Origin of the sequence: Streptomyces litmocidini (assembly GCF_014649755.1) — a bacterium.
Taxonomy (GTDB): domain Bacteria; phylum Actinomycetota; class Actinomycetes; order Streptomycetales; family Streptomycetaceae; genus Streptomyces; species Streptomyces litmocidini.
Genome location: NZ_BMTQ01000048.1, coordinates 1 through 3382, shown reverse-complemented (window position 1 = coordinate 3382; position 3382 = coordinate 1). Strand labels below are relative to the sequence as shown.

At 67.9% G+C, this 3382-nt stretch carries 4 protein-coding genes and 1 pseudogene; 1 reads left to right on the top strand and 4 read right to left on the bottom strand.

The window, feature by feature from the left end; genetic code table 11:
* Positions 1 to 55 precede the first annotated feature (55 nt).
* The 4 genes from IE180_RS35730 to IE180_RS35715 all read right to left on the bottom strand — a co-directional run bounded on the left by IE180_RS35730 (position 56) and on the right by IE180_RS35715 (position 2990).
* Positions 56 to 544: a hypothetical protein gene (locus tag IE180_RS35730; protein ID WP_190161100.1), complete on the bottom strand. Its 489-nt coding sequence runs from the start codon at positions 542 to 544 to the stop codon at positions 56 to 58.
* A 142-nt stretch (positions 545 to 686) separates the two neighbouring features.
* Complete coding sequence (locus IE180_RS35725; RefSeq protein WP_190161099.1) at positions 687 to 1916, bottom strand: MFS transporter; 1230 nt, start codon at positions 1914 to 1916, stop codon at positions 687 to 689.
* Positions 1913 to 2485 carry a helix-turn-helix domain-containing protein gene (locus IE180_RS35720; protein WP_190161098.1) on the bottom strand — a complete coding sequence of 191 codons (573 nt, stop codon included), beginning with the start codon at positions 2483 to 2485 and terminating at the stop codon, positions 1913 to 1915. Before IE180_RS35720 ends, IE180_RS35725 begins: the two co-directional genes overlap by 4 nt.
* Positions 2486 to 2744: 259 nt before the next feature.
* Complete coding sequence (locus IE180_RS35715; protein WP_190161097.1) at positions 2745 to 2990, bottom strand: hypothetical protein; 246 nt, start codon at positions 2988 to 2990, stop codon at positions 2745 to 2747.
* Between the two features lie 69 nt (positions 2991 to 3059).
* On the opposite strand from IE180_RS35715, the pseudogene IE180_RS35710 reads away from it, so the two are divergent.
* A pseudogene (locus IE180_RS35710) lies at positions 3060 to 3338 on the top strand (transposase); the annotation flags it as partial.
* Positions 3339 to 3382: the final 44 nt, after the last annotated feature.

Below are 3382 nucleotides of genomic sequence, written 5' to 3'. Positions count from 1 at the left end.
CGCGACTGCCGCAGCCCTCGTCATCTGGCTCCGCACATGATCGGCCGGACAAGTCCTAGATGATGGGCAGGGCTTCCCAGTCTCTGTCGGCCCACTGTCCACCCAGAAGGACCGGCCGGCTGTACGACCGGTCCCCGTTCGGACGAAGCTGCAGGAGAATGCCCAGATCACGGAAACTGGGCTGCCCGTTCGAGGTGAAGAGAAGCTCATGCCCGAGGTCCGCCATGCGATCGATCCAGGGATCAAGCTCGGACGGCAGCCGGCCGGTGAGTGCCTCGTCGCCGAAACTCACCTGTGGACCGCGCAGGTGGTCCACCACCACAGCAGCCAACCTCGGATCGGTACGGTCAGAATAAAAGGTGGTGATCCCCAGATTCCAGAACGGAGTGAAGACTGCCGCCCCGTTCGACTGAAGCCCTGCGGTCAAACCGAGTACCGAAGCCACTTCGCCGGGCCCCATGCCGAACTCCAGCGGCCCCACAGACAGCAACGGGCTCAGTTGCCAATCCTGGCGATCTTGAGACAACGGCTTTTCGAACCACATATTCCCTCGCAGTAATTCATCAGGCTCCTAAATGATCGCATACGACTCGAGACAGCCGCCCCGCACACTCGTGGAGCTCACGCTCGCCCCCGTCCCTTGGCCAACAGGGCAAACGTCGCCTGACACGGCACTGACGGGCTCGTTAGAGGGTGGCTTGGCGGAGTACCCGGGCGGTGAACGCGGCCAGGCTCGCTGTGCCGGCGAGGGCCGCGCAGATGGCCATGGTGGCGGGAGCGCCGAGGTATCCCACGGCAATGCCGGTCAGTGCCATCGACAGTGGGGTCAGACCTGAGAGGGCCAGGGCCAGCAGGCTCATGACACGGCCGAGGTAGGCGGGGTCGCTGGCGCGCTGGATCAAAGGGATGACGATCGCGGCGAGGAAGCCGATCGTCAGGCCCAGTCCGGCGGCGACCGCAGCTGCCACGGAGAGCCGGCTGGTGGTGCCGATGATGCCGAAACAGACTGTCCCAAGGGCTGCTGCCCCCAGGACGAGGGGGCCTGCTCTGCGCACGCGGTCCTTGAACAGCACCATGGACAGCGGGCCGAGGATCGCGCCGGCGCCGAAGGCGCTGTTGACCAGGCCGATCCCGAAGGGGCCCCAGTGGCGTTGCTCGGCGATCAGCGGGACGCCGACGTTGACCGCGCCGGTCAGGGAGAATTCCAGGGCAGCGATCAGCACGAGCGCGCTGCGCAGCAGCGGATGGGTCAAGGCGTATCTCAGGCCGGCAGTGGTCTCGCGCCACAGCGGGCTGGGCGGCTCGGTGTTGGGTGCCGGGTTCGGAGTGCGCAGCCACCACAGGGCTGCGGCGGAGATGCCGAAGGTGGCGGCGTTGACGGCGAAGGAGAAGGAGACTCCTGCGAAGCCGGCGGCCAGGCCGCCGACGGGGCCTCCGGCGATGGTCGCCGCTCGGCCGAGCGCGGTGCGCAGGCCTTGCAGCCGGACCAGTTCTTCTTCTGCCACCACGTGGACGGGGAGGGTGTTGGCGGCGGGCTCGAAAACGGCGTCCAGGGCTCCGAAGGTGGCAGCCACCACGGCCAGCACCCAGGTACTGGGGGCGGTGGTCGTTGCGTACAGGGCGAGGAAGGCCATCATCGCCAGGCGGGCGAGGTCGCTGCCGAGCATCAGGCAACGCGGGCCGATGCGGTCCACCAGGCTGCCTGCGAAGAGGAGCAGGCAGACCTTGGGTAAGGCGCTGACCGCAAGGACGAGGCCTGCTCCGACCGCGCCGGCGGAGTGCACCGCGGAGACGGCCAGGGCCACGATGAAGAACTGGTCGCCGAACTGCGAGAGGGCTTCGCCCGTCAGCCAGGCGATGAGCCGCCGGTCCTTCAGCCCGCCGGCAACGGCGGGTGCCGGTGTGGCCGCCGTCATGGCTGGTAGGGGATGCCGTGGACGAGCACGACGAACCGCTCTCCGTCTCCCGGGGCGGCCTGCTGCTCGGAGTAACGGTCCAAGAGAGCGGTGAACTCCGCGTGCAGGTCGCCGAGCTGTTCGGTGGTCAGGCGCAGGGTCATGTCACTGCTGAAGGAATGGCTCTCTGTGGCCGGATCGTGAACGGTCTGGGTCTGCAAGTGCCCTTCGAGGATCTCGATGTGGCGGGCGAGGAGGGTCTGGCGGAGGGTTTTGGCGGCAGCTTCGCCGCCCGGCTCGGCGGTGAGATCCTGATCCGAGAACCGCAGGCCGCTCTGGCGGACCTGCCACCAGCGCTCCCTGCCGTCGCCTCGGGCGTTGGGGGCCTCCTCGGCCAGGCCGTACCGGTGGAGCTGCCCCAGGTGATAGCTGACCAGGGGCACCTTCTGGCCCAGTTCCTCGGCCAGGACCGTCGCTGTCGCCGCCTCGTGCGCAGCCAGGGCATGGAAAATCCGCAGGCGCAGCGGCTGCGCCAGGGCCCGCAAGGCGGCGGCTGTGGTGGATGGCGACGGGCTCTGAGGATTCGGCATACCCTCACGGTAAATGTTCAGTGTTTCTTGCGCAATGAAAGTTGAGCAAGAAACGCTGAATAGTTGACGCTGTCTCACCAGGCGAAGCGACCCGTGGCCCTACCGACATCGCCTCCCACCGCTCGCCCCCGGATCGAAAACGTCGCCGGGAACATGTGCGCCTGGGGCGCCGACGGGGTGGCCCGGCGCTGTGCCCGCAGCGCCACATGAGACCCGCCCCGCCCTTGCGCGGCGCGAAGCCGCGGATCTACTTCGACTGCTACTCGTCGGTGGGGTCGGCGTACAGGTGGTCGCGCGCGGAGCAGGCTCTCCCCCACAGGTCGCTCGCGTGCGCGGCCGGTTCCTGGGCCAGGAGGCGGGCGTAGAGGTCGGGGAAGTCGCGGCCGGCACTGTCGGGGTCATTGTCCATGGCCTCGGCCAGCACGTACGGGTCGGTCGATACCCGGGGTTGGAGGTGGTCGAGGTCGGGGCGGAAGGCGCCGGTCTCGATGACGGTGCCTTCCACATGATCATTTCAGAATGAGTTTGGCTCGGGGGCTTGGCAGTTGGGCTGATGGGCGGCAGAGTTCTGCAGGTGTCGGATGATCTTGTGCCTGATGATCTGTGGGATCGTGTCGCTCCGTTGCTCCCGCCTCGTCCGCCGCGGCGTCGGCGCTATCCGGGTCGGCTGCCGGCGGACGACCGTGCGGCTCTGCGAGGGATCGTCTACGTCCTGCGTACGGGTGTGACCTGGGCTGACGTGCCGACTGAGGCGATCGGCTGCAGTGGGGTGACGTGCTGGCGGCGCCTGCGAGACTGGACTGAGGCCGGCGTCTGGCCACGCCTGCACGAGATCCTCCTAGGACTTGTCCGGCCGATCATGTGCGGAGCCAGATGACGAGGGCTGCGGCAGTCGCG